21 protein-coding genes are annotated in these 25963 nt (G+C 72.0%); 16 read left to right on the top strand and 5 right to left on the bottom strand.

All coding sequences use genetic code 11. The features are described from left to right. Nucleotides 1-80: 80 nt before the first annotated feature. The 5 genes from O3X23_RS08135 (at nucleotide 81) to O3X23_RS08115 (ending at nucleotide 6902) form a co-directional block, all read left to right on the top strand. Nucleotides 81-2975: a vitamin B12-dependent ribonucleotide reductase gene (locus O3X23_RS08135; protein WP_269270515.1), complete on the top strand. Its 2895-nt coding sequence runs from the start codon at nucleotides 81-83 to the stop codon at nucleotides 2973-2975. Between the two features lie 351 nt (nucleotides 2976-3326). After that, entirely contained in the window at nucleotides 3327-4532 is a 1206-nt protein-coding gene (locus O3X23_RS08130) for an arylamine N-acetyltransferase family protein (protein ID WP_269270514.1), read from the top strand. A gap of 9 nt (nucleotides 4533-4541) precedes the next feature. Next, nucleotides 4542-5147 carry a YdbC family protein gene (locus tag O3X23_RS08125; protein WP_269270513.1) on the top strand — a complete coding sequence of 202 codons (606 nt, stop codon included), beginning with the start codon at nucleotides 4542-4544 and terminating at the stop codon, nucleotides 5145-5147. A 115-nt stretch (nucleotides 5148-5262) separates the two neighbouring features. Beyond that, entirely contained in the window at nucleotides 5263-5931 is a 669-nt protein-coding gene (locus O3X23_RS08120; protein ID WP_269270512.1) for a histidine phosphatase family protein, read from the top strand. Nucleotides 5932-5987: 56 nt separating this feature from the next. Further along, nucleotides 5988-6902: an ADP-ribosylglycohydrolase family protein gene (locus O3X23_RS08115; protein WP_269270511.1), complete on the top strand. Its 915-nt coding sequence runs from the start codon at nucleotides 5988-5990 to the stop codon at nucleotides 6900-6902. 104 nt (nucleotides 6903-7006) lie between these two features. On the opposite strand, the gene O3X23_RS08110 is transcribed toward O3X23_RS08115, so the two are convergent. Further along, nucleotides 7007-7201 carry a hypothetical protein gene (locus tag O3X23_RS08110; RefSeq protein ID WP_269270510.1) on the bottom strand — a complete coding sequence of 65 codons (195 nt, stop codon included), beginning with the start codon at nucleotides 7199-7201 and terminating at the stop codon, nucleotides 7007-7009. Between the two features lie 137 nt (nucleotides 7202-7338). Between O3X23_RS08110 and O3X23_RS08105 the strand changes: the two genes are divergently transcribed. The 3 genes from O3X23_RS08105 to O3X23_RS08095 are packed head-to-tail and all read left to right on the top strand — an operon-like array spanning nucleotide 7339 to nucleotide 8899. Then, nucleotides 7339-7482 (top strand): hypothetical protein, encoded by a 144-nt coding sequence (locus O3X23_RS08105; RefSeq protein WP_269270509.1) that lies wholly within the window; start codon nucleotides 7339-7341, stop codon nucleotides 7480-7482. A 24-nt stretch (nucleotides 7483-7506) separates the two neighbouring features. Then, nucleotides 7507-8193: a ribonuclease HII gene (locus O3X23_RS08100; RefSeq protein ID WP_269270508.1), complete on the top strand. Its 687-nt coding sequence runs from the start codon at nucleotides 7507-7509 to the stop codon at nucleotides 8191-8193. 46 nt (nucleotides 8194-8239) lie between these two features. Then, the gene (locus tag O3X23_RS08095; protein WP_269270507.1) at nucleotides 8240-8899 is read left to right on the top strand and encodes a hypothetical protein; all 660 of its coding nucleotides are present in this window, start codon (nucleotides 8240-8242) and stop codon (nucleotides 8897-8899) included. 21 nt (nucleotides 8900-8920) lie between these two features. Here O3X23_RS08095 and O3X23_RS08090 read toward each other — a convergent pair whose 3' ends face one another. Together O3X23_RS08090 and O3X23_RS08085 are read right to left on the bottom strand one after the other, a co-directional pair. Beyond that, nucleotides 8921-9511, bottom strand: coding sequence for a hypothetical protein (locus O3X23_RS08090; RefSeq protein ID WP_269270506.1), 591 nt, complete (start codon nucleotides 9509-9511; stop codon nucleotides 8921-8923). Nucleotides 9512-9732: 221 nt separating this feature from the next. Then, on the bottom strand, nucleotides 9733-11910 hold the full coding sequence (locus tag O3X23_RS08085) for a RecQ family ATP-dependent DNA helicase (RefSeq protein WP_269270505.1): 2178 nt from the start codon (nucleotides 11908-11910) through the stop codon (nucleotides 9733-9735). A gap of 132 nt (nucleotides 11911-12042) precedes the next feature. On the opposite strand from O3X23_RS08085, the gene O3X23_RS08080 reads away from it, so the two are divergent. Beyond that, nucleotides 12043-13272 (top strand): DUF4192 domain-containing protein, encoded by a 1230-nt coding sequence (locus O3X23_RS08080; protein ID WP_269270504.1) that lies wholly within the window; start codon nucleotides 12043-12045, stop codon nucleotides 13270-13272. On the opposite strand, the gene O3X23_RS08075 is transcribed toward O3X23_RS08080, so the two are convergent. Beyond that, nucleotides 13184-14494 (bottom strand): alpha/beta fold hydrolase, encoded by a 1311-nt coding sequence (locus O3X23_RS08075; protein WP_269270503.1) that lies wholly within the window; start codon nucleotides 14492-14494, stop codon nucleotides 13184-13186. The genes O3X23_RS08080 and O3X23_RS08075 overlap by 89 nt on opposite strands. A 116-nt stretch (nucleotides 14495-14610) precedes the next feature. On the opposite strand from O3X23_RS08075, the gene O3X23_RS08070 reads away from it, so the two are divergent. The 6 genes from O3X23_RS08070 to O3X23_RS08045 all read left to right on the top strand — a co-directional run bounded on the left by O3X23_RS08070 (nucleotide 14611) and on the right by O3X23_RS08045 (nucleotide 23058). After that, entirely contained in the window at nucleotides 14611-16578 is a 1968-nt protein-coding gene (locus O3X23_RS08070) for a glycogen debranching N-terminal domain-containing protein (protein WP_269270502.1), read from the top strand. 157 nt (nucleotides 16579-16735) lie between these two features. Continuing rightward, nucleotides 16736-17470 carry an NUDIX hydrolase gene (locus tag O3X23_RS08065; protein ID WP_269270501.1) on the top strand — a complete coding sequence of 245 codons (735 nt, stop codon included), beginning with the start codon at nucleotides 16736-16738 and terminating at the stop codon, nucleotides 17468-17470. Nucleotides 17471-17492: 22 nt separating this feature from the next. After that, nucleotides 17493-19253: an ATP-binding cassette domain-containing protein gene (locus O3X23_RS08060; RefSeq protein ID WP_269270500.1), complete on the top strand. Its 1761-nt coding sequence runs from the start codon at nucleotides 17493-17495 to the stop codon at nucleotides 19251-19253. Nucleotides 19254-19364: 111 nt separating this feature from the next. Further along, nucleotides 19365-20315: a FadR/GntR family transcriptional regulator gene (locus O3X23_RS08055; RefSeq protein WP_269270499.1), complete on the top strand. Its 951-nt coding sequence runs from the start codon at nucleotides 19365-19367 to the stop codon at nucleotides 20313-20315. Nucleotides 20316-20573: 258 nt separating this feature from the next. Further along, nucleotides 20574-22127: an RNA polymerase sigma factor gene (locus tag O3X23_RS08050; protein WP_269270498.1), complete on the top strand. Its 1554-nt coding sequence runs from the start codon at nucleotides 20574-20576 to the stop codon at nucleotides 22125-22127. Nucleotides 22128-22209: 82 nt separating this feature from the next. Then, entirely contained in the window at nucleotides 22210-23058 is an 849-nt protein-coding gene (locus tag O3X23_RS08045; protein ID WP_269270497.1) for a serine protease, read from the top strand. Between the two features lie 85 nt (nucleotides 23059-23143). On the opposite strand, the gene O3X23_RS08040 is transcribed toward O3X23_RS08045, so the two are convergent. Beyond that, nucleotides 23144-23374, bottom strand: a complete 231-nt coding sequence (locus O3X23_RS08040) for a DUF7455 domain-containing protein (protein ID WP_138357478.1) — start codon at nucleotides 23372-23374, stop codon at nucleotides 23144-23146. 420 nt (nucleotides 23375-23794) lie between these two features. On the opposite strand from O3X23_RS08040, the gene O3X23_RS08035 reads away from it, so the two are divergent. Further along, nucleotides 23795-25918: a DNA gyrase/topoisomerase IV subunit B gene (locus tag O3X23_RS08035; protein ID WP_269270496.1), complete on the top strand. Its 2124-nt coding sequence runs from the start codon at nucleotides 23795-23797 to the stop codon at nucleotides 25916-25918. Nucleotides 25919-25963: the final 45 nt, after the last annotated feature.

Raw genomic sequence — 25963 nt, 5'->3', positions numbered from 1 at the left:
GCCGAGGCGTTGGACAAAGAACGGTGCGGCGGGATGATCCGCGCACTTCTAGGCGTTTTGCCTGTATTGGGAGGCGGCACATGACTGAGACGACGAACGGCGCGGCACGGGGATCCCGGACCAAGGGATCCAAGGGCGGCAAGGGCCTGCGGATCGAACGCATCCACACCACCCCGGGCGTGCACCCGTACGACGAGGTGGTCTGGCAGCACCGCGACGTCGTCATGACCAACTGGCGCGACGGCTCGATCAACTTCGAGCAGCGGGGCGTCGAGTTCCCCGACACCTGGTCGGTGAACGCGGTCAACATCGTCACCAGCAAGTACTTCCGCGGCGCGGTCGGCAGCCCGACGCGCGAGTCGAGTCTGAAGCAGCTCATCGACCGCGTGGTGAAGTCCTACCGCAAGGGCGGCGAGGACAACGGCTACTTCGCCTCCCCGGCCGACGCGGAGATCTTTGACCACGAGCTGACCTACGCTCTGCTGCACCAGGTCTTCAGCTTCAACTCGCCGGTCTGGTTCAACGTCGGCACCGCCCAGCCGCAGCAGGTCTCCGCCTGCTTCATCCTCTCCGTCGACGACTCGATGGACTCGATCCTGGACTGGTACAAGGAAGAGGGGATGATCTTCAAGGGCGGCTCGGGCGCCGGCCTGAACCTCTCCCGCATCCGCTCCTCCAAGGAACTGCTCTCCTCCGGCGGCAACGCGTCGGGCCCGGTCTCCTTCATGCGCGGCGCCGACGCGTCCGCCGGCACCATCAAGTCGGGCGGCGCCACCCGCCGCGCCGCCAAGATGGTCGTCCTGGACGTCGACCACCCGGACGTCGAGGCCTTCATCGAGACCAAGGTGAAGGAAGAGGAGAAGATCCGCGCCCTGCGCGACGCGGGCTTCGACATGGACCTGGGCGGCGACGACATCACGTCCGTCCAGTACCAGAACGCCAACAACAGCGTCCGGGTCAACGACGAGTTCATGAACGCCGTCGAGTCCGGCTCGAAGTTCGGGCTGCGCGCCCGGATGACCGGCGAGGTCATCGAAGAGGTCGACGCCAAGTCCCTCTTCACCAAGATGGCCGAGGCAGCCTGGGCCTGCGCCGACCCCGGCATCCAGTACGACGACACCATCAACCACTGGCACACCTCGCCGGAGACGGGCCGCATCACCGCCTCCAACCCGTGCAGCGAGTACATGCACCTGGACAACTCGTCCTGCAACCTCGCCTCGCTGAACCTCATGAAGTTCCTGCGTGACGACGACAAGGGCAACCAGTCGTTCGACGCGGACCGCTTCGCGAAGGTCGTCGAGCTGGTCATCACCGCGATGGACATCTCCATCTGCTTCGCGGACTTCCCCACCGAGAAGATCGGCGAGACCACCCGCGCCTTCCGCCAGCTCGGCATCGGCTACGCCAACCTCGGCGCCCTGCTGATGGCGACCGGCCACGCGTACGACAGCGACGGCGGCCGCGCCCTCGCCGGCGCCATCACCTCGCTGATGACCGGCACCTCGTACAAGCGGTCGGCCGAGCTCGCCGCGGTCGTCGGCCCGTACGACGGCTACGCCCGCAACGCGGACGCCCACCAGCGCGTCATGAAGCAGCACTCCGACGCCAACGCCGTGGCGCTGCGCAGCGACGACCTGGACGTCCCGGTCTGGGCCGCGGCCACCGAGGCCTGGCAGGACGTCCTGCGCCTCGGCGAGAAGAACGGCTTCCGCAACGCGCAGGCCTCCGTGCTCGCGCCGACCGGCACCATCGGCCTGATGATGGACTGCGACACCACCGGCGTCGAGCCCGACCTGGCGCTCGTCAAGTTCAAGAAGCTCGTCGGCGGCGGCTCCATGCAGATCGTCAACGGCACGGTCCCGCAGGCGCTGCGGCGCCTGGGCTACGGGCCAGAGCAGGTCGACGCGATCGTCGCCCACATCGCCGAGCACGGCAACGTGGTCGACGCCCCGGCGCTCAAGACCGAGCACTACTCGGTCTTCGACTGCGCCATGGGCGAGCGGTCGATCTCGGCCATGGGCCACGTGCGCATGATGGCCGCGGCCCAGCCGTTCCTGTCCGGCGCGATCAGCAAGACGGTCAACGTGCCCGAGACGGCCACCGTCGAGCAGATCGAAGAGGTCTACTTCGAGGGCTGGAAGCTCGGTCTGAAGGCGCTCGCGATCTACCGCGACAACTGCAAGGTCGGCCAGCCGCTCTCCGCGAAGAAGAAGGAGCCGGTCGCCGAGGCCGTCGTCCCGGCCGAGGTGCAGAAGGTCGTCGAGTACCGCCCGGTCCGCAAGCGCCTCCCGAAGGGCCGTCCGGGGATCACCACCTCGTTCACCGTCGGCGGCGCCGAGGGCTACATGACCGCCAACTCCTACCCGGACGACGGTCTCGGTGAGGTCTTCCTCAAGATGTCCAAGCAGGGTTCGACCCTCGCGGGCATGATGGACGCCTTCTCCATCGCGGTGTCGGTGGGCATGCAGTACGGCGTGCCGCTGGAGACCTACGTCTCCAAGTTCACCAACATGCGCTTCGAGCCGGCCGGTCTGACCGACGACCCGGACGTGCGGATGGCGCAGTCGATCGTCGACTACATCTTCCGCCGCCTGGCGCTGGACTTCCTGCCCTTCGAGACCCGCTCCGCGCTCGGCATCCACTCGGCCGGCGAGCGTCAGCGCCACCTCGACACCGGTTCCTACGAGCCGGGTGACGACGACGTGGACGTCGAGGGCCTGGCCCAGTCCGCGCCGCGCCAGGTGGAGGCCCCGGCCCCGAAGGCCGCGCCGAAACCGGTCGCCGTCGCCAAGGCGGAGAACCCGGCCGCCGTCCCGGCCCCGAAGCAGGCGCACAACTCCACGGAGCTGCTGGAGATCCAGCTCGGCCTCAGCGCCGACGCCCCGCTCTGCTTCTCCTGCGGCACGAAGATGCGCCGTGCGGGCAGCTGCTACCTGTGCGAGGGCTGCGGCTCGACCAGCGGCTGCAGCTGATCGAACGCGTGCCGCGGCGCTGAACCGCGGTCGAGGGTGTGAGAGGTCCGGTGTCGACGGGAGTCGGCGCCGGACCTTTCGCATGGCCGGGTGACGGATTCGGCGCCCTCGACGGGGCTCGCGGGGGTGGGGAATACCCGTGATCTTGGAGGCCTTGTCACGGGTGAAGTGGCACGGGGGCGTTGGTGCGGGCGGGGTGCCCGTACGGCGTTCCGCTACCGGTCCCGCCGATGACAGGGGGTAGTGATGACAGGGGGTAGTTGCGATGACCGAGCTGGATATCCATTACGTGGGCGGCGACCGCCTGCACCTGCCGAAGCCGGGTGCGCGCTTCGCGTCCGGGACCTCGCGGTGACGGCGACCGCGGAGTGCGTCTGGGGCGGCGACCGGCTCGACCTGGACGCCTATCTGGAGCGGACCGGCTACACGGGCGCCCTGGACCCGACGGTGAAGACCCTGCGGGGACTGCACCGCGCGCACGTCGCCGCGATCACGTTCGAGAACCTGGACGTCGCGCTGGACCGCGAGGTCCGACTCGATCCGGACAGCGTGCAGCGCAAGCTCGTCACGGAACGCCGTGGCGGCTACTGCTACGAGCAGAACTCCCTCTTCGCGGCGGTCCTTGAACGCCTGGGCTTCGCCGTGACGGCCCACGGGGCCCGGGTCCGCACGGCGGGCCCGGCGCTGCGGCCCATCACGCACGTACTGCTGCGGGTCGTCGTGGACGGCGCCGAATGGCTCGCGGACACCGGCTTCGGCGGCCTCGGACCGATGGAGCCGGTCGAGCTGCGGGTGGGCACCCCGACGTGGCAGGGCGGCTGGGCCTTCGAGGTCGCCGAGGAAGCGGGCGGCGTGCGCGTGCTGCGCTCACTCGGCGCGCGGGGCTGGTCGGACCTGTACGCGTTCGCGCCGAATCCGCTGTACCCGGTGGATGTCGTCGTGCTGAACCACTACACGTCGACGCATCCGCTGTCCCGGTTCACCGGCCAGCTCGTGGTGCAGCGGGCGACGCCGCAGGCCCGGTACGTCCTGGTGCGGGACGAGCTGACGGTGACGCGCCCCGGTGCGGCGGACGGCGCCGAGGAGCGGCGGAAGGTGGCGCCGGAGGACCTGGCCCGGGTGCTGGAGAGCACCTTCGGCCTCGTCCTCGACGCGGCCGACGCCGAACGACTGAGCCGCCTGGCCGCGCACGGCGAGGCGCGGGGCGTCGTCGTCCACGCTCTCCACCCGGAGGACGAGCATCGAGGTGTCCTGCCCGGCGGGACGGGCCGGCAGGCTCTCGGTACCGGCCACCGCCGCGATGGCGGCGCGGGAGAACAGGACGAGGACGCCCTCGCCGTCCAGGTCCCAGTTGGCGTATCCGGCCTCGGGGATGACCTTCACGGGCTCGATGCCGAGGAGATCGCGGAGCGCCGCGGCCCAGAACGCGGCGGCGGCGGCGAAGTCCTCCACGAGGAGGCGGGGATGGAGAGCGTCCATGGCTCCATCGTATTCGCCACCCCTGGAAGGGAATTGAGCGGGGCGAGCGGGCGCGAGAGGGGCACCGGTCGGACTTAGGATGGCGCGGTGCTGGTGAAGTGGATTCGCTGTGGGGTCGTGGACCGGGCGGGGTTCGAACGGGGGCAGCGAAAGTGGGCGGGGCTGCGCGGGCAGCCGGGATTCCGGGGGCTGGGCGGCGGCTGGAGCCGCGCGCAGCCGGGTGTGGCGCATCTGTTCGCGTTCTGGGACAGCAGGGCGGCCTACGACGCCTTCATGGCGGGCGGGCACGACCAGCTCGCGGGATCGCAGGCCGATTCGTACGAGAACCTCGGGGTGCTGCTCTTCGAGCACCTGCTGGACGTGCGGGTGGGCTTCGAGGCGCGCTTCGCCGACGCCGATCTGCTGCGCGTGGCGCACTCGAAGGTGCGGCCGGGCCGCGGCGAGCACTTCGTCGAGATGCAGAAGAAGGTGTGGAACCCGGCGATGGCGGGGTCGCCCGGACTGCTGCGGGGGACCTTCGCCGAGGGAGCGGACAGCGATTTCCTGGTGCTGTCGCTGTGGATCTCGGCGAACGAGCGCGGCAAGTACCGGCCCGCCGCGATGGCGAGGCTGGCGGAGCGCACGGAGCTGGAGGGCGACGTGTCCTCGGTGGCCGGCGACGTCGTGGACCTCGTGCAGGCGTGGACGGTGTGACGGCGCCGCGGAAGGCCACGGGGTTCCGGCGCCCGCGAGCCCGGGCCTTCGGGGGCCGCGCCCCGGCCGCCGTACCGGCGCGCCCGGGGTCCGTCGCGGGAATAGGCTGATCACCATGGCCCGACCACGCCACATCGTCCTGATCCGGCACGGGGAGTCCGAGGGCAACACCGACGACTCCATATACGAGCGGGTGCCGGACCACGCCCTCGAACTCACCGCGACCGGCCGCCGGCAGGCCGCCGACGCGGGGGAGAGTCTGCGGGCGCTGTTCGGCGACGAGCCGGTCCGGGCCTTCGTCTCGCCCTACCGCCGCACCTGGCAGACCTTCCGCGGGCTGGACCTCGATCCGTCGCTGACCCACGCGATGGAGGAGCCCCGGCTCCGGGAGCAGGACTGGGGCAACTGGCAGGACGTCGACGACGTACAGCGCCAGCGCAAGGCCCGGGACGCCTACGGGCACTTCTTCTACCGCTTCGCGCAGGGCGAGTCCGGTGCGGACGTGTACGACCGGGTGGGCGCGTTCCTGGAGACCCTCTACCGGGCCTTCGACAAGCCGGACTTCCCGCCGAACGTCCTGCTGGTCACCCATGGGCTGACCATGCGGTTGTTCTGCATGCGGTGGTTCCACTGGACGGTGGAGGAGTTCGAATCGCTGTCCAATCCGGGCAACGCCGAGAGCCGCACCCTGCTCATCGGAGACTCGGGCCGCTACACCCTCGACCGCCCCTTCGCGCGGTGGCGGCTCCCGGACGCCGTGCCCGGCGAGGGATTCCACGGGTGAGTTTGCGCACAGGGTGATTGACCGGGATCAGGCACGATGTCAGAGTTTCCGACGCGATGACCGCTCACCCAGTTGACTCCGAAAGCACCTCCCGCGCCCTGGCAAGTCTGCGCGGGCTGGCCGTCGGCGACGCCCTCGGCTCCCAGTTCTTCGTCCCCTCCAACTACAAGGCCCTCCAGAACGGCGGGCTGCCGCCCGGCGTCTGGCAGTGGACCGACGACACCGAGATGGCCTGCTCCGTGCTGGCCGTGCTGGCCGCCCACGGCCGCATCGACCAGGACGCCCTGGCGATGTCCTTCGCGGAGCACCACGACTTCGACCGCGGCTACGGCCCGGCCGTGAACCGCATGCTGCGCCTCATCCGGCAGGAGGGCGCCGACTGGCGTGAGCTGGCCGCGGGTCTGTTCAACGGCCAGGGCTCGTGGGGCAACGGGGCCGCCATGCGGGTCGCCCCGCTGGGCGCCTGGTACGCGGGCGACGCGGAGCAGGCCACCCACCAGGCCGAGATCTCGGCGTACACCACTCACCAGCACCGTGAGGCCGTCGTCGGCGCGATGGCCGTGGCGGCCATGGCGGCGCTCGTCGCCGACCCGGACGGCCCGAAGGACCCCTCGGCGCTGCTCGGTGCGGTGCTGGACCTGGTGCCGACCAGCGCGGTGAAGGCCGGCATACGGCGGGCGCGCGACATGCTCGACTACGCGGACGTGGCCACGGTGGCGGCGGTGCTCGGCTGTGGCCGCCGCACCAGCGCGCACGACACCGTGCCGTTCGCCCTGTGGGCGGCGGCCCGGAACCTGGACGACTACCGGCAGGCGTTCTGGACCACGGCCAAGGCGGGCGGCGACGTCGACACCACCTGCGCGATCGTCGGCGGGATCGTCGCCTCGCGACCCACCGGGCAGCCGCCGGCGGAGTGGCTGGAGCGGACCGAGCCGCTGCCGCTGTGGGCCGCGGCGCCCGCGGAGGGCTGAGACCCGTCGCGCCGGGCCTGTCCCACGGACCCGCCGCGCACCGGCTGTCCCACCGCCGCTCCGCCGCTCGGCCGCGTTCCCCCGGGCCGGGCGGCGGCGCGGCGTCAGGCCGCCGGCGCGGCGGGCCTTCCGCTGAGCGCTTCCAGGTCGCTCTTGCGCACCCGCACCACGACCGCCAGGACGACGAAGCCGACCCCGGCCATGAAGGCCGTGGATATGCCCTGGGAGGGCACGTCGTGCCCCCAGCGGGCGGGCAGCTCGTGCGTCGTGCCGCCGCCCGCCGAGACGGCGGCGAACACCCCGAACGCCCGGTTGCGCTCCGGGCCTTCGGGAATCGTGCTGGGGATGAGGGCCAGTGAGGTGGGGGAGGCGATGGCGCCCCCGACGACTTGAGAGGGCGGCGGTCCACCGCCGCTGGCCGTCGAAGGATGCGCTGGTGGCCGACGCCACCGCGGCCATCGTCGCCGACGTGGTGACCGCCCTGAGGAGGTACCGCGCCAAGCTCGGCGACCACCGGATCGGGGAGCAGGACATGGCCGATCTCGTCGATCACGTGATGCTCCCGCTCCTCCGGCCCTGAGGGGGGAGTACCCTGGTCCCCGCCATGCCGTATGAACCTCCCACCCACAGCGTCGAACGCTCCCTGCGCGCCACCCTCGGAGCGAAGATCGTCGCAGGCGTCGACGAGGTGGGACGTGGCGCGTGGGCCGGGCCCGTCACCGTGTGCGCGGCCGTCACCGGTCTGCGCCGGGCGCCCGAAGGACTCACCGACTCCAAGCTGATCCCCGCGCCGCGCCGCGCCCCGATGGCCGCGCTGCTGGCCGACTGGGTGACGTCCTACGCCCTCGGCCACGCGACGGTCGAGGAGGTGGACACCCTCGGCATGACCGCCTCGCTGCGGCTGGCGGCCGTCCGCGCCCTCGAAGGCCTCCCGGTGCGACCCGACGCGGTGATCCTGGACGGCAAGCACGACTACCTCGGCGGGCCCTGGCGGGTGCGCACCGTCATCAAGGGCGACCAGTCCTGCGTCTCGGTGGCCGCGGCCTCGGTCATCGCCAAGGTGCACCGCGACGCCGCGATGGCCGAACTGGGCGCGGAACACGCGCCGTTCCGCTTCGCCGACAACGCCGGCTACCCCTCGCCCGTACACCGTGCGGCCCTGGAGGAACTCGGCCCCACACCGCACCACCGGCTGTCCTGGTCGTACCTCGACGCGCTGCCGCGCTGGCGGCACCTGAAGAAGGTCCGGGCTTCCGCCGACCCTGGGGAGCAGCTCGGTTTCGATTTCTGACGACCCACCGCTGCGCATCCGCGGCGTATTTGATAGACATCAGCCCATGCCTCTCATCCCCGAGGAGCCTCAGATTCACGAGAGTGTCCCGGGTCCCCGCTCAGCTCCGGCCGCAGGCCGCAGCGCGTCGACCCCCCGTCCTGTCCCCGGTCCCCGACCTACCCCCCGTCCCGTGCCTCCGCGCGCCGGTTACGCGGCCAACGCCGGGCCCGGTCGGCCCGGTCCGGCCCGCGGGCCCGCGCCGACCGCTTCCGCGACCGCCACGGCCACCGCGCCGCTGGTGCCGCGTTCGCCGGGCGGAGCCGGCGGCGTTACCGCAACGGCGCAGATCCAGCTCATCCCGGCTCCCGCCGACGGTGCGATCGACGCCGCCGACGAGGCGGTCGACCTGCTGCTGGACACCGGCCGCGCGCCCGGCGAGATCCTGGTGCTCACCACCGGCGAGCACCACCCCTGGGCCGCGCACGAGTTGTCCTTCGGTGAGACGTCCTACTGGGCGCAGCACGACGCGGGCGACGACGTCTTCTACGCCGGCATCACGGCCGAACGTGCCGCCGGCCGCCAGGTCGTGGTCGTCGCGGTCAACGGCGGAGCCGACGAGGCCACGGCGTTGGGACTGCCCACCGCGCTGGCCCGCGCCGGCACCCTGCTGATCGTGTGCGGCGACCCCGTCCTGATCAACGGGATCGTCGCGGCGAAGGCCTGAGCCGCACGGACCCCGTCCCGGTCACCGGGCGGCGGTGCGGCGTAGCGACTCCGGTGCCCTGTGCGGGCCCGGAGCCGCTACGCCGCCCGTCCGTTCGGAAAGGTGCCCGGAATTCGGGGTGCGGCCGCAGCGGTTCTCGCCCAGGACCCGCCAGCCCTCCCGGGTGAGCGTGATGTAGGCGCCGCAGCGCAGCCCGTGCAGCCCGCACGCGTCGCGCAGGCCCCACATCCAGGCGCCGTCCTCCTCGGTCCAGCCGGGAGGCCCGTCGCGGCACAGCAGCAGCATCGCGGTCCGTGCCGGGGTGCGCCGCCGCAGGTCGTGCGGGAGCACCCGGCGCAGATGCGCGAGGATCGCGTTGCGGTGCTCCCAGCCGTCGACGGCCCCGGTGCTGCCGGTGAACGAGGCGCTCGCCACGAGCCGGCCCTCCGGCGCGAACACCGCGACCACGGCGGTGACCGGAGTCGGGAGATGACGGAACTGCAAATCCTTGACGACCTCGCGCGGATTGGCGAGCAGCGGGATCCCCGCCGCTGTCCACTCGGCCGGTTCGAGGTTGCGGAAGAGCCGGGAGGAGCCGCGCGTCGTGGCCTGCGGAGCGAAACCGATGGTCATGTTCCTCCCCCCGCTACCGCTGGGGGTGCCCCCAGTCGGCGGACACACCCGAGGGCCGGGCGCGGGCGCACGCCGGTCAGGGGCTCGATGAGCCGGTCGGGGATCCATCGTCAATTCTTCCCCTCGCGCCTGCGAGCGGCAACGGGCACTCGAATCTTCTGACCGGTTATGGCCCGGTGCGTCGGTTAGATCCCGCTCATCGTCTCAAACGTCGGTACCCGTCACCCCTGCGCGGCCAGGACCAGCGGGAACACCGCGGTCGCGCCCGCCTTGCGCAGCAGCCGGGCGGCTACGGCCAGCGTCCAGCCCGTGTCGGCCAGATCGTCCACCAGGAGCACGGGACCCGGCGTCGCGGCCAGCGTCGCGGCCAGTTCCGGCGGGACGGTGAACGCGCCGTGCAGCGCCCGCAGCCGCTGCGCGCTGTTGCTGCGCGGTACCCGGCCCGGTCCCTCGTCCGTGTACGCGATCTGGCCGAGCAGCGGCATCCGGCCGATCTCGGCGATGCGCGCGCCCAGGGTTCCGATGAGCTGCGGACGGGTGTGGGACGCGACGGTGACGACGCCGACGGGCCGTTGCGGGGCGTCCGCCTCGCCGCTCGCCCACCCTCCGTGGCCCTTGGCCCAGTCCGCCAGCACCCGCACCACCGCCTCCGCCGCGTCGGCGGGTACGGGCTGGTCCGGGGCGCCCTCGGCGAGCAGCGGGCGCAGCCGGTTGCCCCAGCCGATGTCCGAGAGCCGGCCCAGTGCCCGCCCGGAGGACGCCTGCTCCCCGGCCGGGATGCGGCCCTTGAGGTTGAGCCCGATCGCCTGCAGCCCGGTCGGCCACATCTTGCGCGGCTCCACCTCGATGCCGGGCCGGCCCAGCGCCGCCCGCGCGGCGTCCAGCGCCGCGGCGGAGACCTCTATGCCGAACCGGGCGCCGGCGCAGTTGTCGCAGCGGCCGCACGGCTTGGCCTCCTCGTCGTCCAGCTGGAGCCGCAGGAACTCCATCCGGCAGTCGGTCGTCGACGCGTAGTCGCGCATCGCCTGCTGCTCCGCCTCGCGCTGCCGCGCGACCCACGCGTAGCGCTCGGTGTCGTAGGCCCAGGGCTGTCCGGTGGAGGTCCAGCCGCCGCGTACCCGGTGCACCGCCCCGTCCACGTCCAGCACCTTGAGCATGATCTCCAGCCGGGACCGGCGCAGATCCACCCGCGCCTCCAGCGCCGGGACGGACACCGGGCGGCCGGCGTCGGCCAGCACCTCCAGGGTGCGGCGCACCTGCTCCTCGGTGGGGAACGCGAGGGAGGCGAAGTAGCGCCAGATCGCCTCGTCCTCGCGCCCGGGCAGCAGCAGGACCTCCGCGTGGTCCACTCCGCGCCCGGCGCGGCCGACCTGCTGGTAGTAGGCGATGGGGGAGGAGGGGGATCCGACGTGCACGACGAATCCGAGGTCCGGCTTGTCGAAGCCCATGCCGAGCGCGGACGTCGCGACCAGCGCCTTCACCCGGTTGGCCAGCAGGTCCGCCTCGGCGGCCATGCGGTCGGCGTTCTCGGTCTTGCCCGAGTAGGACGCCACCGGGTAGCCGCGCCCGCGCAGGAACGCGGTGATCTCGTCGGTCGCGGCGACCGTGAGGGTGTAGATGATGCCGGAGCCCGGCAGGGTGTCGAGATGGTCCGCGAGCCAGGCCAGCCGGTGGGCCGCGTCCGGCAGCCGCAGCACCCCGAGCGACAGGCTCTCGCGCTCCAGCGGACCGCGGAGCACGAGCGCGCCCTCCTCGCCCGTCCCGGCCGTGCCGGTGCCGAGCTGGTCGGCGACGTCCGCGGTCACCCGGGCATTGGCGGTGGCGGTGGTGGCCAGCACCGGGACCCCCGGCGGCAGATCCGCCAGCATCGTGCGCAGCCGCCGGTAGTCGGGGCGGAAGTCGTGGCCCCAGTCCGAGATGCAGTGCGCCTCATCGACGACCAGCAGTCCGGTCGTCGCCGCGAGCTTGGGCAGCACCTGGTCGCGGAAATCGGGGTTGTTCAGCCGCTCCGGGCTGACCAGCAGCACGTCCACCTCGCCCGCCGCGACCTCGGCCTCGATGGTGTCCCACTCCTCGGTGTTCGCCGAGTTGATCGTCCGGGCCCGGATACCGGCCCGCTCGGCGGCCTCGACCTGGTTGCGCATCAGCGCGAGCAGCGGCGAGACGATCACCGTGGGACCGCCGCCGCGCCGGCGCAGCAGGGCGGTGGCCACGAAGTACACCGCGGACTTCCCCCAGCCGGTGCGCTGCACGACCAGCGTCCTGCGGCCGTGTGCCACCAGGGCCTCGACCGCCAGCCACTGGTCCTCGCGCAGCCGGGCGGTGCCGGTGGAGTCGCCGACGAGGCGGCTCAGAACGGTGTCGGCCGCGGTACGGAGCGCGGTGGGGGAGTCAGTCATACCCCCATGCAACCCGATGCCACCGACAACGCGCGAACCGCGCACCGAACCTGTGGATAACTCCGTCCCGAAGTTATCCACAGGTTTTTGGGGGGTCTGGCGGAGATCACCGGCCTGCGGGACTGTCGGGCCATGACACAGCACACCGAATCGCCCCGGTCCGAGAACGACCCCAAGGTCACCCTGCGCAGTCCGGCCGACCTGGCCGACGCCCTGCCGTACCTCATGGGATTCCACCCCACCGACTCCATCGTGATGGTCGCCCTGCACGGGGAGCACGGCCGTTTCGGTGGCCGGTTGCGCCTGGGGATTCCCCGGGACCGCGGGGAGTGGCCCGAGGTCGCCGCGCAGCTCGCGGACTGTCTGGTGCGCGGCAGCGAGCAGCGCGGCGACCGGGCGGCCTCGATCGTCCTTTTCCTGTGCCAGGACCCGGCGGGGAGCGAGCGGCCATCCGAGGTCATGGAGCGCCTGCGGCCACTGGCGCAGCGGCTGCGGACAGCCTGCGGCGCCCTGGACGTGCCGGTGGTCGAGGCGCTCTGCGTCTCGGCGGGCCGCTGGTGGTCCTACTGCTGCGCCGGCAATGGTTGCTGTCCTGCCGACGGGTTCACCATCGCGACCTCGGGCGACTCCGTGATGGCCGCGGCCGCCGCGTACGCCGGCATCCATGTGCGCGGCTCGCTGCGCGAGATGGAGGCCCGGCTCGTCCCGCCGGCCACGGAACGGACCTCCGGGCAGGCGCTGGCGCTGGACCGGGTCTGCGCCGAACTCGTCCCGCGGATCCTGGACGTGGGGGACTGCGAGGCCGTGCGGCACCGGACGCTGACCCTGGTCGGCGCGGCACTCGAACGCTTCCGGGCCACCCCGGCGGACGGGGACCCGCGGCGCAGCGACCGGCGCGACGACGGGCTGCTCGGCGACGACGAGGCCGCCGAGATCATCCTGGGCCTCCAGGACCGCGCCGCGCGGGACCGGGCCGCGGAGTGGATGGAGCCCCCGCACACCGACCCCGCGCTGCGCCTGTGGCGAGCCCTGGCCCGGCGCTGTGTCGGGCCGTACGAGGACCATGCCGCCGCCCCGCTGACTCTGGCCGGCTGGGTCGCCTGGGCGTCCGGGGACGAACCGGAGGCGCGCGTCGCCCTCGGCCGCGCGCTCGACCTCGATCCCGGATACACCTTCGCGCGGCTGCTCCACCACTCGGTGAACGAAGGGCTCGACCCCGAGCCGCTGCGCCAGTGCCTGCGCCAGGAGCGGCGGCAGCGGGTGATCGACGCGTCTAAAGCTCGCCGCGGACCAGTCGGATCAGCCGGTCGAGGACCCGGCCGCCGCTCACCCGGAGACCGTCGTGCTCGTACTCGTCGGTGACCCAGGTGCGCAGACCGCGCACCGCGCGGGCGGTGGCCAGCGAGTCGGCGGCGTCGACGTACATGTCGTCGTGGTAGACCGCCGCCGCCACCGGCACCTCGTTGCGGGCCAGTTGAGCCGGGTCGTAGAGGTCCGGCCAGCCCTCGCGCAGCGCCAGCCGGTTCGCGGCGTCCCGGAGCGGGACGAGCGCGGGGTCGCCGGTGAACATCCAGGGATAGATCATCTCGCCGGTGAACAGCACCGGTCCCTCGCCCGCCAGCGCCTTGTCCACGTCGAACTGGGGGAACTCGAGGTGCGCGGAATGCGCCGCCCAGCCGGTACCCGCGGCGGACACCGAACGCTGCCCGTAGACCGACTCGTGCAGCACGGCATACAGCGGATTGGCCGCGAACGACAGATGGCTCTGCGCCTCGGCGAGGAAGCCGTCCGAGAGCTCCGGGTCGGCGGTGCCGGGGAGGAAGGCGTCCTCCAGCAGATAGTGGAGGGTGTGCGAGCCGGTGCCCGTGCCGAGCATCAGGCCCAGGGACTGGAACGCCTCCGCGGTGAACCGGCCGCCGTCGGGCAGCGTCACGTCGTGGTCGCGCAGATGCCGGGCGACGGCGCGCGCGGCCTGCACGTCCCCGGGGTAGCGGTCGTAGTGCGCTGCGTTCTTGCGCTCCACCCGGGGGAAAGCCGAGCGGTAGACGTCGAGGGCGCTGCTGCGCAGCCCCGGCAGGCCGCCGGTGATGAACGCCTCCCGCAGGCCGTCGGGGGCCAGCGACAGGTAGGTCAGCGCGCAGAAACCGCCGAAGCTCTGCCCCAGCAGGCTCCACCGCCCCTCCGCGCCGAGCAGTTCACGACGGATCAGTTCGCAGTCCCGCACGATGGAGTCGGCCCGGAAATGCGCGAGATACGCCGCCTGGGCGCTGCCGTCGCCGCGCGCGGGCAGGGTCTGCCGGTTGGCGGGGGTGGAGCGTCCGGTGCCGCGCTGGTCGAGCAGCAGCACCCGGTAGTCGTCCAGGGCCCGGACCAGCCAGCCGTCCCGGCCGAGCGGGCGCGGGGAGCGGCCGCCGGGGCCGCCCTGCAGGAACAGCAGCCAGGGCAGGGGCTCGCCCTCCCGGCCCGCGGCCACGACCTCACGGGCGTACACCTGGATCCGCTCCCCGGTGGGGGCCGCGTGGTCGAGCGGTACGTCGAAAGCGTGGTCGGTCACTACGGTGCCGGGCTGGCGGTACACGGCCATGGCGTCTCTTTCCGGTGGTACGGGCGGATACCGGGGGTGCGATCCCTGTCCAGGAACGGTAGACGGGCCGTGACCCGGGTGCCCACACGGCCGTTCACCGGGATGTGAACCCGTCCATGACCGCCCCGACCGTTTCGACGCCTCCCACCCCGACCAGGACCGCTTCCGGCCCGCAGCCCGTGCACACCTCGGTGATCTGTGTCGCGGCCCCCTCGCTCGCCGTCTCCGCCGAGGACGGACAACTGCGGGGGAAGGGGCTCGACGGTTTCTACCAGGAGGGCCGGCGGGTGCTGGCGCGCTGCGAGGTGCGGCTGGCGGGGGCCGAGCCGGTCCCCGTGCTGGCCGCGCTGCTCAGCGCGGACCGGGCGCGGTTCGTGGCGGTGGTCAGGACCCCGGCCGATACCGGTCCCGATCCGGAGGTCACGGTGGAGCGGCTGCGGGACGCAGACGGCTCCGAGCGCATCACCGTGGTCAACACGGGGCCGACCGTGCTGCGGCTGCCGCTCGAGGTGGCGCTGGGTACCGACCTGGCCGAGCTCGGCGCGGCCGCCGCGGGGCGGGCGGGACCCGACCTGCCGGCCGGCGTCTGTGCCGCAGGGCTGCGCTGGTCCCATGCCGGGATCGGGGTCCGGGTCACCGCGCGGCCGGCTCCTGCCAGCGTGCTGGCGTCGGCGGGGGTACTGCGCTGGGATCTGGCGGTGCCGCCCGGCGCCGGCCGGACCGTCGAGCTGCGGGTGTGGCGGGAGTCCGCGGCCCAGGGGGCCGCCGTTCCCGCCCCGGTGCGCGGCGACCGGGCGCCCGCGCCCTGGTCCGCCGCCGAGCTGTCCGGGGACGACGCCCGGGGTGAGGCGCTGCTGCGGGGCAGCCTGGACGGTCTGCGGGTGCTGCTGCTGCGCGACCCTGCGCGGCTCTCCGACGTCCATGTGGCGGCGGATGCCCCCTGGCGGATGGGACTGACGCCCGCCGACGCGCTGTGGGCGGCCAGAATGCTGCTGCCGCTCGGCACCAGGCTTGCCGCCGGCACCCTGCGCACCCTCGCGCGGCTCCAGGACCAGGACAGCGGCCGGATCCCCGGCGTTCTGCGGCATGCGGGACCTCATTTGCCGCCCACCTGCTCGGGCGTCGAGGCCACGCTGCTGTTCGTCACCGTCCTGGCGGAGGCGCGGCGCTGGGGGATGCCGCCACGGGAGGCCGAGCTGCTGCTGCCCGCGGCGGAACGCTGCCTCGGCTGGCTGCGCGCGGTCGCGGACACGGCGGGCTACGTGCCGGACCCCGCCCCCGGTGGCCCGCTGCGCAGCGAGGTCCAGGCCCACGCCCACCGGGCGGCGCTGCACGGCGCCGACCTCCTGGACGCGTACGGGCGTCCCGGATCCGGCGCGTGGCGCGAGTACGCGGCGGGGCTTCGTGAGCGGTTCGAGGAGGACTTCTGGGTCGACGACCGGGGTGGCGGCAGGCCCGCCGCGGCGCTCACCCCCGGCGGACGGCAGGCGGTCCACCTCGGGTCGGCGGCGGTCCACCTGCTCGACACCGGACTGCTCGGCAAGGCGCGGACCGGGCAGCTGGCGCGGCTGCTCGGCGCCCCGGACCTCGACTCCGGATGGGGCCTGCGGACGCTCTCGAGCCGGGCGCCCGGGCACAATCCGTTCGGCCACCGGAGTGGTGCGGTGCGGGTCCATGAGAGCGCCCTCGCCGTATCGGGGCTGGCTGCCGCCGGATACGAGAAGGAGGCGGGCGCCCTGCTGCTCGGTGTGCTGGACGCGGCCGGGACCTTCGGGTGCCGGCTCCCCGAGATGTACGCGGGCGAACAGCGAGCCGCCGACCGGACGCCGCTGCCGCACCCCACCGCGTGCCGGCCGTCCGCCGTCGCGGCCGCGGGAGCCGTCCACCTGCTGGCCTCCCTCGCGGGGGTACGGCCCGACGCTCCCGGCGGCGTCGTCGCGGTGCGTCCGATGAGTACCGCCCCACTGGGCGCGGTGCGCTTCTCCGGACTGCGGGTGGACGAGCAGCCGTTCGCGGTGCGGGTCAGCAGGCTCGGCATGGCGATGGTCGAGGAGGCGGCCCCCGCCCTCCAGCTCGGCGCGTGAGCACCGGCGTGTCGCCGCGGGGCGGCACGCCGACGGCACCGCGGCCCGTGGCGTCGTCCGTGCCGCGGACCCCGGCGCGGGAAACAGGGTGAAACAAGGGGCGGGCGCAGGGGGCCATCCTGCTGTTTATCGTCAGGCAGACGACTATGATCGCGCCATGTCGCCCTACGACCCGTCGGCCTTTCCACCCTTCGCCGTCACCGTCGACCTGGTCGTGCTCACGGTGCGGGACCACGCCCTGTGCGCGCTGGCCGTGCGCCGGGGCGAGCCGCCCTATCAGGGGCGCTGGGCACTGCCCGGCGGGTTCGTCAGAGCCGACGAGGACCTGTCCCAGGCCGCGGCCCGCGAGCTCGCGGAGGAGACCGGTCTGCGCGCCCAGAGCGGCGCGCACCTGGAACAGCTGGCCACGTACGGCGATCCGCACCGCGACCCGCGGATGCGGGTGGTCAGCGTCGCCCATCTCGTCCTGGCACCCGATCTGCCCGCGCCCCGCGCGGGCGGCGACGCGCGCAGCGCCCGCTGGGCCCCGGTGGGTTCCCTGCTGGAGCAGGACGGTTTCGACTCGGCGGGCGAGGCCGCTCCGCTGGCCTTCGACCATGCGCGGATCCTCGCCGACGGGGTCGAGCGCGCCAGGTCGAAGATCGAGTACTCCTCGCTGGCGACCGCCTTCTGCCCGCCCGAGTTCACCGTCGGTGAGCTGCGGCGGGTGTACGAGGCGGTGTGGGGGGTGGCCCTCGACCCCCGCAACTTCCACCGCAAGGTGACGGGCACCGTCGGCTTCCTCGTACCGACCGGAGGGACGACGACCCGTCAGGGCGGCCGGCCGGCCCAGTTGTTCCAGGCCGGAGGGGCCGCTCTGCTCAATCCGCCCATGTTGCGACCAGAGGTCTGATTCCGGGCGTTATGGTGCAAGGGTGATCCAGGCCATCGGATTGACCAGCATGCCCCGCCGTAACGGTCCGCCCGCGGTCGACGACCTCACCTTCGAGGTCCGCCCCGGGCAGGTCACCGGTCTGCTCGGCGCGCCGGGCGCGGGAAAGTCGACCACGCTGCGCCTGATGCTCGAACTCGAGGCGGGCCGGGGCGTCACCCTCTTCGACGGCGTCCCGCTGCACGCGGTGCGGCAACCCAACCGCGAGGTCGGCATCCTCCTCGGCGATGTGCCGGGGCATCCCGGGCGTACCGCGCGGAACCATCTCCGCATGCTCACCGCCGCGCTCGGCGTGCCGGCGGAGCGGGCCGACGAAGTGCTCGACATCGTCGGTCTCACCGGCCTCGCGGACCAGCGGCTGAGCACCTACTCGCTGGGCATGGACCGGCGGCTGGGCCTCGGGGCGGCGCTGCTTGCGGAACCGCGGACCCTCTTCCTGGACGAACCGTCGTTCGGCCTGACGCCCCGTGAAGCCGACTGGGTCCACGCGCTGCTGCGGGCCTACGCGGCCGACGGCGGAGCCGTCCTGGTCACCGGGCGCGATGCCAAGGCGATGGCCAGGACGTCCGACCGGGTGGTCTCGATGGAAGGCGGCCGGCTGGTGGCGGACCAGCCCGCAGAGGAGTTCCGCCGCACCCGGCTGCGCCCGCACGTGTCCGTCCACTCCCCGCACGCCCAGCGGCTCGCCGGTGTGCTGACCGAGCGCGGCGCCGAGATCGCGTCGGCCGCCGGCAGCCATCTGGTCATCTACGGCACCACCTCCGCGCACATCGGGGAGATCGCCTACCGGAACGGGATCCTGCTGCACCGGCTGACCGACGAGGTCGCCGACCTCGGCCCGGTCGCCGCGCTGCACCGCGCCGACGGCCGCGATCCCGCCGCCGTCCCCTCCGGCGATCCGACCCCGGCCCCCTCGGGCGATCCCGCCGAGGGGCCGCCCGTCCGGATCCCCGCCCCGTCCCGGGCGGCCGTCGCGCCGGCCACTCCCGCCCACCCGCTCCGGTACGAACTGCTCCGGCTCGGGGGAATCCGCACGCCGTGGTGGATCGCCGCGTTCTCGCTGCTCGCCTCGGTGGCGGGCGCCCTGGTGCTCTCGCGGACCGGGGGCGCCTCCGCGCTGTCGCTGATGTCCGGTTGGGTGCCCCACTTTCCGCTGCCGCCCGCCGCGCTGGGCGCCGGTCTGCTCGGCGCGCTCGCCTACGGGCAGGAGTTCCGTTATCCGGCCCTGGCGCCCGCCCAGGTGCCGGTGCCCCGGCGACTGCGGCTGCTCGCCGCCAAGCTGCTGGTGGCCGGCGCCGCCGCGCTGCTGATCGCGGCCGCCGCCGCGGTGCTCGACACCCTCGTGCTCCGCGCGTTCCTGGGCTCCGGCGCGGTTCCGCTGCCCGTCGACCGGCCCGTGCAGGCGGCCGGATGGGCCGCGCTGGCCGTCGGCTGCGCCTGGGCCGGACTGCTGGCCGCCGGGCTCTTCCGCACCACGGCGCTGGGAATGCTGGCCGTGCTGGCGGTCCCGCTGATCGTGGCCCCCGCGGTGCGGCTGGTGGTCCGCAGCCGCGCGGGAAGCCACCTGATCGACGCCGCCGGGGCACTGCTCAGCGTCCTCGGCGGCTGGCCGGGAGGCGTCGGCAGCACCGCCGCGGGGGTGATGGGAAAGGCCGTCCAACCGGTCGGCTGCGCCTTCGTGTTGTCGCTCACCGTGCTGCTCTGCGCCCACCTCGCAACGGTGTTGCGGGGCCGTGGACGTTGACGCCGGCCAACTCGCGGTCGGATAAACGGAAGTGTCGCCGTGGCCTGTCCCGTAGGGCGTTTCATTCCGATAAAGCGTCAATTATCAGGTGATGAGCGCTCACCCTTTCGTGTGCTTTTCAGCAAAGCCCTCAAGGCCCGCACCGGCATCGCCGACAAAGGATGCGTGAGTACCCTTGCGCACCCCCTGATGACCACGGCTCGTTCCGCCGACTCCAGCATCGTCGGCCCGGCCGAGCTCGACCGCTACTCGTATGCCGACGCCTCAGGTGTCGACCGCCCCGGCCTGCCCTCCTGGGACGGCGCCGATTCGGACATGGGCCGGGTCGGCCGCCGGGCCGGCGGCAGCCGCGGCCGCGGGCTGCACGGCCAACTCGTCCAACAGCTCGGCCAGATGATCGTCTCCGGCGACCTGGGCGCCGACCGGCCGCTCGTCCCCGAGGAGATCGGCCAGCGTTTCGAGGTCTCCCGCACGGTGGTGCGCGAGTCCCTGCGCGTCCTCGAGGCCAAGGGCCTGGTCAGTGCCAGGCCGAACGTCGGGACCCGGGTCCGCCCGGTCGCCGACTGGAACCTGCTGGACCCCGACATCATCGAATGGCGCGCCTTCGGTCCGCAGCGTGACGACCAGCGCCGCGAGCTGTTCGAGCTGCGCTGGACGATCGAGCCGCTCGCGGCCCGCCTCGCCGCCGGCCACGGCCGCGAGGACGTGCAGCAGCGCCTCGCCGACATGGTGGAGATCATGGGCCACGCCGCCGCCCAGGGCGACTCCCTGACGTTCTCCCGGGCGGACGCCGAGTTCCACTCCCTGCTCCTGCAGGTGGCGGGGAACCGGATGCTCGAACACCTGGCCGGCATCGTCTCCTCCGCCCTGCACGTGTCGGGCGGCCCGATCACCGGCTGCGAGCGGCCCGGCGAGCCCGCCGTGACCCTGCACCGGCGGATCGTCGAGGCACTCGCGTCGGGCGACGGGGCCGGCGCCGAGGCCACCATGCGCCAGCTCCTCGCCGTGCACACCGAGGTCGCCGCGAGCGACCACGTCGTCCCGGCTCCGCGCGAGCACTGACCGTACGGCCGTTCCGCGGCCGGCCCCGGGCCATCGGTCCGGGGCCGGCGGCAGCCCAGGTGCACAGAGTGTCCCGCTATCCGATAAGTACAGTTGGTATGGGGTGTGACTCGGGCCACGTGGGCCGGGCGTAACGCTTGGCGAGGCAGCGCGATGACTTAAGAGGTGGTGGCCGCAGGAGGAATAGCAGCGACAGTTCTGACGCTGTGCTCCCGAGCGGTTCCACCGAGTCGTTCCCATCGTTCCGAGAGGTTGTTCGTGTCGGCCAGCACATCCCGTACGCTCCCGCCGGAGATCGCCGAGTCCGAGTCTCTGATGGCGCTCATCGAGCGGGGTAAGGCTCAGGGGCAGATCGCCGGCGACGACGTGCGTCGGGCCTTCGAAGCGGACCAGATTCCGGCAACCCAGTGGAAGAACGTTCTGCGCAGCCTCAACCAGGTCCTCGATGAGGAAGGTGTGACGCTGATGGTCAGTGCCGCTGAGGAGCCCAAGCGCACTCGCAAGAGCGTCGCAGCCAAGAGCCCGGCGAAGCGCACCGCCACCAAGACGGTCGTCACCAAGGCCACCGTCGCCAAGAAGACCGTCGCCGCCAAGGCCGCCACCGCTCCCGGTGCTGTCGAGGCCGAGACGGTGGATCCGGTCGAAGAATCCGACGCACCCGCCGCCAAGACGGCGGCCAAGAAGACGGCGGTCAAGAAGACCGCCGCCAAGAAGACGGCGGCCAAGAAGACCGCCGCCAAGAAGACCTCGGGCGATGACGAGGCCGCCGACGGTGAAGAAGCCGACGAGACGACCACGCCCGGCAAGGACGGCGAGGAGTCGGACAAGCCCGAGTCCGAGAGCTTCGTGCTCTCCGACGACGACGAGGACGACGCTCCCGCCCAGCAGGTCGCGGTGGCCGGTGCCACCGCCGACCCGGTCAAGGACTACCTGAAGCAGATCGGCAAGGTTCCGCTGCTCAACGCGGAGCAGGAGGTCGAGCTCGCCAAGCGCATCGAGGCCGGCCTGTTCGCGGAGGACAAGCTGGCGGCGGCGGACAAGCTCGCCCCCAAGCTCAAGCGCGAGCTGGAGATCATCGCCGAGGACGGCCGCTGGGCCAAGAACCACCTGCTGGAGGCCAACCTCCGTCTCGTGGTCTCGCTGGCCAAGCGCTACACCGGCCGCGGCATGCTCTTCCTGGACCTGATCCAGGAGGGCAACCTGGGCCTGATCCGTGCGGTCGAGAAGTTCGACTACACCAAGGGTTTCAAGTTCTCCACGTACGCCACGTGGTGGATCCGCCAGGCGATCACCCGCGCGATGGCCGACCAGGCCCGCACCATCCGTATCCCGGTGCACATGGTCGAGGTCATCAACAAGCTGGCCCGCGTCCAGCGCCAGATGCTCCAGGACCTGGGCCGCGAGCCCACCCCGGAGGAGCTGGCCAAGGAACTCGACATGACCCCCGAAAAGGTCATCGAGGTCCAGAAGTACGGCCGCGAGCCGATCTCCCTCCACACCCCGCTGGGTGAGGACGGCGACAGCGAGTTCGGAGACCTCATCGAGGACTCCGAGGCGGTCGTCCCGGCCGACGCGGTCAGCTTCACGCTCCTCCAGGAGCAGCTGCACTCGGTGCTCGACACCCTGTCCGAGCGGGAGGCGGGCGTGGTCTCCATGCGCTTCGGCCTCACGGACGGTCAGCCGAAGACGCTCGACGAGATCGGCAAGGTCTACGGGGTCACGCGCGAGCGGATCCGCCAGATCGAGTCGAAGACGATGTCGAAGCTTCGGCACCCGTCACGCTCGCAGGTGCTGCGGGACTATCTCGACTGATCCTCGCAATCCAGCGGATGCGGCCTCCGGTCCTATGGATCACTCTGGGTTTCCAGAGGGATCCACAGGGTCAGGAGGCCGTATGCGTTTCTCGTTCCGGATGGTGCTCAACGGGTCGGCGATGGCGCTGGCGGCGCTGATCGTGCCGCTCGCGGTCCCCGGAGCCGCGGCGGAGGCCGGGGCGGTGGTCATAGGCGGGGACCAGGTCGTCGCGGGACAGCAGCCCTGGGCGGTGGCGCTGGCCAGTCGAAACCGGTTCGGACCGGCGAGATCCGGCCAGTTCTGCGGAGCGGCCGTGGTGTCCGCCTCGACCGTGATCACCGCGGCGCACTGCTTCGGCCGGGACGTGCTCGGCGGGGACTGGCGGACCGTCCGGGACCTGCGCGTCATCGCCGGCCGGGTCGACCTGCGGAGCCGCGACGGCCGGGAGATCCGGCTGCGGCAGGTCCGGATCAACCCCGGATACGACCCGGTGACCAACGCGGGCGATGTGGCGGTCATCACACTTCAGAGCCCGCTGCCGACGGAATCCGCCATCGAGATGGCGGGTCCGGACGACCCGAAGGCCTACCGGGCGGGCTCGCCGGCCCGTGTGTACGGCTGGGGGGACACCACGGGCGCCGGGGCGTACTCGTCGGTGCTGCGCTCCGCGGAGGTGGCGCTGCTCTCCGACACGGTCTGTGAGCGGGCCTACCCGGGCACTGCGGACGGCACGTACCTCAGAAGGACGATGCTGTGCGCGGGGGAGCCGCAGGGCGGCAGAGACGCCTGTCAGGGCGACAGCGGCGGGCCGCTGGTGGTCCGGGGCAAGCTGGTCGGCCTGGTCTCCTGGGGCACCGGGTGCGCGGAGGCCGGACATCCCGGGGTCTACACCCGGATCTCCTCGTTCAGCGCCCTGATCACGGACGGGCCGGCCGCCCGGCACCGGTGACGGGCCCGGAAGAGCCGACGGACGGCCCGGCCCCGGGTGGGGTCCGGCCGCCCGTCGGTTCCGAGCTCGTCGCAGGTGCGAAGTGTCAGTGCTCGTCCTCGACCGTTTGCGCCGGGGTGTCAGTGAGTCGGCCGGTTTCGTCCTGTATTTCCGCAGCGATCTTCTTGAGTTCGGGCTCGAACTTGCGCCCGTGGTGCGCGCAGAAGAGCAGTTCGCCGCCACTGATGAGGACGACGCGCAGGTATGCCTGGGCGCCGCAACGGTCGCAGCGGTCCGCTGCCGTCAGCGGGCTCGCGGGGGTCAGAACTGTAGTCACGTCGCCTCTTCTCTAGCTCGACGAGCTGTCGTACCAGGGTCAACATCCAACCAGGCCGAAAACGTTCCCGCTCGTGGCTTTTCCTCGAAATCTGACTTCGAAGTGACTGGATGCTACCTGTTGGTAGCGGATTGGCCTCTGATGCGTTAGTTGTCGCTTTTGGGGCGCTTGTCCGGTTGTGTCCGCCGACTGGCTTGCCGGTTGTTGGTGAGGACGTGCCCGGAGCCTAAATGGTTCATGCCTCAATGTGAACGTGACATGTGTATCACTCAAATGAGGTATCGAACGTATGATCGATACGGGGGTACTCCGAGGCCCGGATAACGGGTCGCGGCACTACGGGCGCACCAGCTCTCGGTACCCTTCCACCGACACGGCCCATTGACACGGCCGAAGTACTTTTATCGAGGAGCTGCCCGCGTGACCGCCGAAACATCCGTGCCGTCCTCCGCGCTGCTGACGGGCGCAGATCGCGACGGTTCCAACTACACCGCGCGGCATCTGCTGGTCCTCGAGGGGCTGGAGGCGGTCCGCAAGCGCCCCGGCATGTACATCGGGTCCACCGACAGCCGTGGCCTCATGCACTGCGTGTGGGAGATCATCGACAACTCCGTCGACGAGGCCCTGGGCGGTCACTGCGACCGCATCGAGGTCTTCCTGCGCAGCGATTCCTCGGTCGAGGTCCGCGACAACGGCCGCGGCATCCCGGTCGACGTGGAGCCCAAGACCGGGCTGTCCGGCATCGAGGTCGTGATGACCAAGCTGCACGCCGGCGGCAAGTTCGGCGGCGGCTCCTACGCGGCCTCCGGCGGCCTGCACGGCGTCGGCGCCTCCGTCGTCAACGCCCTGTCCGCCCGCCTCGACGTAGAGGTCGACCGCAGCGGCCACACGCACGCCATCAGCTTCCGGCGGGGCGTTCCCGGCTCCTTCTCCGGGGCGGGCCCCGACTCCTCCTTCGACGCGGCGAGTGGCCTGAAGAAGACCAAGAAGGTGCCCAAGAACAGGACCGGCACCCGCGTCCGCTACTGGGCGGACCGCCAGATCTTCCTCAAGGACGCCAAGATCTCGCTGGAGAACCTCCACCAGCGCGCCCGCCAGACGGCCTTCCTGGTGCCGGGTCTGACCATCCTCGTCCGCGACGAGCGCGACCTGGAGGGCGACGGCAAGGCGATCGAGGACGTCTTCCACTACGACGGCGGCATCAGCGAGTTCTGCGAGTACCTCTCCCAGGACAAGCCGATCTGCGACGTCCTGCGGCTGACCGGCAGCGGCAGCTTCAAGGAGACCGTCCCGGTCCTGGACGACCGCGGCCACATGACAGCCACCGAGGTCACCCGCGAGCTGGGCGTCGACATCGCGATGCGCTGGGGCACCGGGTACGACACCGTGGCCCGCTCCTTCGTGAACATCATCGCCACCCCCAAGGGCGGCACCCACGTCACGGGCTTCGAGCGGGCCATCACCAAGACCGTCAACGAGGTGCTGCGCTCCTCGAAGCTGCTGCGCGTCGCCGAGGACGACGTCGTCAAGGACGACGCCATGGAGGGCCTGACGGCGGTCGTCACCGTACGGCTGGCCGAGCCGCAGTTCGAGGGCCAGACGAAGGAAGTGCTCGGCACCTCGGCCGCCAACCGGATCGTGGCCAACGTCGTGGCCAAGGAGCTCAAGGAGTTCCTGACCTCCGCGAAGCGCGACACGAAGCTGCAGGCGCGGGCGGTGCTGGAGAAGACCGTCGCCGCCGCGCGCACCCGCATCGCCGCCCGTCAGCACAAGGACGCGCAGCGCCGGAAGACGGCGCTGGAGACCTCCTCGCTGCCGGCGAAGCTCGCGGACTGCCGCAGCGACGACGTGGACCGCACCGAGCTGTTCATCGTCGAGGGCGACTCGGCGCTCGGCACCGCCAAGGTGGCCAGGAACTCGGAGTTCCAGGCCCTGCTGCCGATCCGCGGCAAGATCCTCAATGTCCAGAAGTCGTCGGTTTCGGACATGCTGAAGAACGCCGAGTGCGGCGCGATCATCCAGGTGATAGGGGCCGGGTCGGGCCGCACCTTCGACATCGACCAGGCGCGCTACGGCAAGGTGATCTTCCTCGCGGACGCCGACGTCGACGGCGCGCACATCCGGTGCCTGCTGCTCACCCTGTTCCAGCGCTACATGCGTCCGATGGTCGAGCAGGGCAGGGTCTTCTCGGCCGTGCCCCCGCTGCACCGGATCGAGCTCGTCCAGCCCAAGAAGGGGCAGGACAAGTACATCTACACCTACTCGGACAACGAGCTGCGCCAGACGCTGCTCGACCTGCAGCGCCGGAACGTCCGCTACAAGGACGGAATCCAGCGCTACAAGGGTCTGGGCGAGATGGACGCCAACCAGCTCGCGGAGACCACGATGGACCCGCGCCACCGCACCCTGCGCCGGATCAACATCAGCGACCTCGAAGCAGCGGAGCAGGCCTTTGACCTGCTCATGGGGAACGAGGTCGCGCCCCGCAAGGAGTTCATCACCAACTCGGCGGCGACGCTCGACCGCTCCCGCATCGACGTGTAGTCCCGCGGGTGAGGCCGTCGGTCATGTCCACGGGCACCGTTCCCG

The sequence above is a fragment of the Streptomyces sp. H39-S7 genome (genome assembly GCF_027158205.1).
Classification (GTDB): domain Bacteria; phylum Actinomycetota; class Actinomycetes; order Streptomycetales; family Streptomycetaceae; genus Actinacidiphila.
Note: the sequence above shows the minus strand (reverse complement) of the source record. Positions and strands in the feature narration are given on the sequence as shown.

Coding starts and splice junctions, on each gene's coding strand:
- O3X23_RS08075 (WP_269270503.1), bottom strand. CDS start 14,494: ATGGCCGTGTACCGCCAGCCCGGCACCGTAGTGACCGACCACGCTTTC.
- O3X23_RS08095 (WP_269270507.1), top strand. CDS start 8,240: ATGCCTCTCATCCCCGAGGAGCCTCAGATTCACGAGAGTGTCCCGGGT.
- O3X23_RS08065 (WP_269270501.1), top strand. CDS start 16,736: ATGTCGCCCTACGACCCGTCGGCCTTTCCACCCTTCGCCGTCACCGTC.
- O3X23_RS08085 (WP_269270505.1), bottom strand. CDS start 11,910: ATGACTGACTCCCCCACCGCGCTCCGTACCGCGGCCGACACCGTTCTG.
- O3X23_RS08070 (WP_269270502.1), top strand. CDS start 14,611: ATGACCGCCCCGACCGTTTCGACGCCTCCCACCCCGACCAGGACCGCT.
- O3X23_RS08115 (WP_269270511.1), top strand. CDS start 5,988: ATGACCGCTCACCCAGTTGACTCCGAAAGCACCTCCCGCGCCCTGGCA.
- O3X23_RS08100 (WP_269270508.1), top strand. CDS start 7,507: ATGCCGTATGAACCTCCCACCCACAGCGTCGAACGCTCCCTGCGCGCC.
- O3X23_RS08090 (WP_269270506.1), bottom strand. CDS start 9,511: ATGACCATCGGTTTCGCTCCGCAGGCCACGACGCGCGGCTCCTCCCGG.
- O3X23_RS08135 (WP_269270515.1), top strand. CDS start 81: ATGACTGAGACGACGAACGGCGCGGCACGGGGATCCCGGACCAAGGGA.
- O3X23_RS08120 (WP_269270512.1), top strand. CDS start 5,263: ATGGCCCGACCACGCCACATCGTCCTGATCCGGCACGGGGAGTCCGAG.
- O3X23_RS08080 (WP_269270504.1), top strand. CDS start 12,043: ATGACACAGCACACCGAATCGCCCCGGTCCGAGAACGACCCCAAGGTC.
- O3X23_RS08045 (WP_269270497.1), top strand. CDS start 22,210: ATGCGTTTCTCGTTCCGGATGGTGCTCAACGGGTCGGCGATGGCGCTG.